2 protein-coding genes are annotated in these 3,907 nt (G+C 68.2%); both read left to right on the top strand.

The window, feature by feature from the left end:
• The coding region (locus I6U14_RS06850) for a ribonucleotide-diphosphate reductase subunit beta (protein ID WP_296897958.1) at positions 1-431 on the top strand (431 nt) is incomplete at its 5' end.
• A 134-nt stretch (positions 432-565) separates the two neighbouring features.
• Entirely contained in the window at positions 566-3,760 is a 3,195-nt protein-coding gene (locus I6U14_RS06845) for a DEAD/DEAH box helicase (RefSeq protein ID WP_296897955.1), read from the top strand.
• The last annotated feature ends 147 nt before the right edge of the window (positions 3,761-3,907 follow it).

Here is a 3,907-nt window from a genome sequence, read left to right as displayed (position 1 = left end):
CCATGGGCCGGCGCAACAAGATGACCGGCACCGCCGAGCAGTTCCAGTACATCCTGCGCGACGAGTCCATGCACATGAACTTCGGCATCGACGTCATCAACCAGATCAAGATCGAGAACCCGCACGTCTGGACCGAGGCCTTCAAGCAGGAGCTCGTCACCATGATCCGCGAGGCCGTGGCGCTGGAGGCGCAGTATGCCCACGACACCATGCCCCGAGGCGTGCTCGGCCTGAACGCGCCCATGTTCGAGGAATACCTCCAGTTCATCGCCAACCGCCGCTGCGCGCAGATCGGCCTGCCGGAGCAGTACCCGGGCGTCAGCAATCCCTTCCCGTGGATGAGCGAGGTGCTGGACCTCAAGAAGGAGAAGAACTTCTTCGAGACCCGGGTCACCGAGTACCAGACCGGCGGGGCGCTGAGCTGGGATTAGTGCGCGAAGCCCCTGTCGGGCCTCCCGGCGTCGGCACTGACCTACAGCGCCCTCCGTAGGTCGGCGCTGAGCGCCAGCGAAGCCGGACTCGCCCGCGGGCAATCACCAAAGAGCCATGCCCATCGGAGGAGCCCATGCCGCAGACCGCACCCACCGGCGCCACCGCGGCCGACTTCCTGTTCGACAGTGAAGAGCTGCAGGCGTTGTCCGACGAGGCCCTGCTGCGCCGGGCCTGGCGCCATGCCCAGGACAAGCGCGTGCTGCGGGTGGAGCTCTTTGAGGACATGCTGCATGCGGAGGTAGAGGACGAGGACAGCGAGGAGCACCTGAGCCTGTCCCTGGGCTACGACGCCGACGGCAACCTCTGCGCCGCCTGCGACTGCGACGGCCTGAACGCAAACAGAGACACAGGCGGGGACGCTAGCGACGGGCTCTGCGTGCACGCGCTGGCCGCGCTGCTCGGCTTCGGCACCGCCGAGCCCATGGACGCCCATCTGGGCGATGCGGTAGCCGCCGCCATCGACGAGCGCATCAAGCGCGGACGGGCTGAGGTGCGGGTGGAGCCCGTCGGTGGAGACGACGGCGCAGATGCCCAAGCCCCCTGGTTCGGCTCCTGGCGCGCACGCTCCATCGGCACCGGCGCGAGCCCCATTCAGTCCACCTGGCAGGTGCAGATCCGCTCGTTGACCGAGCGCGCCAACCATTGCACCTGTCCGGACTTCGCCACCAACCAGCTCGGCACCTGCAAGCACATCGAGGCAGTGCTGCACCGCATCGGCAAGCGCAAAGACTTCAAGCAAATCCGCAACCAGCCGGCGCCCAGGTGTTACGTCTACCTGGACTGGCAGCGCGACGACGCCCCGCGCATCCGCCTGCACCGCGCCACGGAGATACCCGCGCAGCTGGCGCCCGTCCTGAAGCAGTGGTTCGACGCCGACGGCGCCTTCCGCGGCCGGCTGCCGGACGAATTCCAGGCCTTCGCCGAGCAGCACGGCGGCGACGACCTGCTCATCGGCGACGATGCCCTGGGCTTCGCCCGCCGCCTCGCAGACGACGCCGCCCGCGAGCTGCGCGCCCGGGAGATCGGCCAACGCATCCGCGACAGCGGCGGCCGGCTGCCAGAGATCCGCGCGCGACTCTATCCTTACCAAGTGGACGGCGTCGCCTTTCTGGCCGGGCGCGGTCGCGCCCTGCTTGCGGACGACATGGGCCTCGGCAAGACGCTCCAGGCCATCGCCGCTGCTTACTGGCTGCACCGCAACGAGAACGTCGAGCGCGCGCTCATCGTCTGTCCGGCGTCGCTCAAGTTCCAATGGCGGCGCGAGATCGAGCGCTTCACCGGTGCCGAGGCCCACTTGGTGCAGGGGCCGGCCGAGGCGCGCGCGGTGCAGTACCGCAGAGGCAGCGGCTTCTACATCATCAACTACGAGCTGGTGCTGCGGGATCTGAGCGTCATCAACGAGACGCTGGCACCGGACCTGCTCATCCTCGACGAGGCCCAGCGCATCAAGAATTGGCGCACCAAGATCGCCACCGCCATCAAGCGCATTCCGTCCCGGTACGCCTTCGTGCTGACGGGCACGCCGCTGGAGAATCGCCTCGAGGACCTCTACAGCCTGATGCAGGTGGTGGACCCGCGGGTGCTCGGGCCGCTGTGGCGCTATCTCGCGGACTTCCACATCACCGACGAGCGCGGCAAGGTGCTGGGCTACCGCAACCTCTCGGAGCTGCGCCGCCGGCTCGCGCCCGTGATGCTCCGCCGCGACCGCGCCTTGGTGCGCGAGCAGCTGCCGGACCGCATCGAGCAGCGTCGGGACGTGCCCCTGTCACCGAAGCAGGCGGAGATCCACGACGATGCCCTCAACACCGCCGGGCGGCTCGCCCAGATCGTCAAGCGCCGGCCGCTGACGCCCGCCGAGCAAAACCGCATGATGGCCGCACTGCAGCGCGCCCGCATGGCCTGCAATGCCGCGGGCCTGGTGGACAAAGAGACCAAAGGCTCGCCGAAGCTCGACGAGCTGGCCAGCATCCTGGAAGACGGCTGCCAGCTCGCGGGGCTCAAGGCCGTCGTCTTCTCCCAATGGGCGCAGATGGGCGAGATGGTGGAGGATCTGGTCCGGCGCATGGGCCTCGGCTGCGTGCGCCTGCACGGCGGCGTCCCGAGCGCCAAGCGCGGAGCGCTGATGGACCGCTTCCATAATGACGACGCCTGCCAAGTCTTCATCTCCACCGACGCCGGCGGCACAGGGCTGAATCTGCAGTGCGCATCGCTGCTGGTGAACCTGGATATTCCTTGGAACCCCGCCGTACTGGACCAGCGCGTCGCCCGGATCCACCGCCTCGGCCAGCAGAGCAAGGTCCAAGTCATCCACCTGGTGGCCGCCGATGCCTACGAGGACCAAGTGCTCGGCCTGGTGCAGGGCAAGCGCGACCTCTTCGACAACGTGGTGGACGCCGATGCCGCCGAGGACGTGGTGGGCATGTCCAAGCGCCTTGCCGAGGTACTGGCCGAGGACTTGGCCGACAAAAATGCCCAACATGAGCGGCCCGCCCCGCCCGACCTGCACGAGGACACCGCCGCCGATGCGCTTCCCGAGCCCGCGACAGCCGCCGACGCCGCTGTAGAGGCCGCCGATGTGCTGCCGCCGGACTCGGAGCTCGCGAAGGCCGGGCTGGGCAAGGAGGTGCGCCGCTGTATCGATGTGCTCCAGCGCGACTTCGGCAACCGGATCGCGCGCATTCTTGGTGCCCGCAGCGGCCTGCTGGTGGTGCTCGATCAGGTGGACGACGCCGATGACGCCCGGGCCGCGGGCATCTCGGAGCAGGTCCCCATCGCCCTCATCGACCGCCGCACATTGCGCGGGCTCGAGCGCCTCGGCGCCGCTTCGCCCACCGCAGGCGCCGAGGCGCTCTACCAGGCCCCGGCGGCCACGGCGCCCGTGGGCCCTGCGGAGCCACCGCTGCTCCACCGTGCCCGCCAGAGGCTAGAAGCCGCTGAAGTCCTGCTCGGCCAGGGCTGCCTTGCAACTGCCGCGGACCTGCTGCTCGGCGCCCTGCTCAATGCCGCCGCCCTGCGCAGCGGACAAGACCGGCCGCCTGAGCCCAGCAAGGCCGCCGTCTGGCTCTACGCCGAGGCTCTGCCCGCGGGCCAGTTACAACCCGATGATGCGACGCTCATCATGCGCGCCCAAAGCCTCGCGCAGGCCAGCGACGATGTCCCGTCAGAGCTCCTCGCAGCCTTGGCGCGAGATGCGGCTATCTTCATTGCCAGCAGCGAAACCGGCGCTCGGGAACCCGAAGCGCCCGCTGCTGACCGAGGGTTCGCATAGGTATACTCGCTATTGCCCATCCAGAAATAGCGGAGGAAAACGTCCGTTATAGTGAGTGCCCGACTGGATTTGCGAGATCCTATCCAACTCTACCGAGAATAAGGACCGCAACATCAAGGGAAGCGCTGATTTATTGGCGCTTCCCGT

It is taken from the genome of Thiohalocapsa sp. (assembly GCF_019695415.1).
Classification (GTDB): Bacteria; Pseudomonadota; Gammaproteobacteria; order Chromatiales; family Chromatiaceae; genus Thiohalocapsa.
Note: the sequence above shows the minus strand (reverse complement) of the source record. Positions and strands in the feature narration are given on the sequence as shown.

Excerpts from the sequence above, each read along its gene's own strand:
- I6U14_RS06845 (WP_296897955.1), top strand. The coding sequence starts at position 566 with ATGCCGCAGACCGCACCCACCGGCGCCACCGCGGCCGACTTCCTGTTC.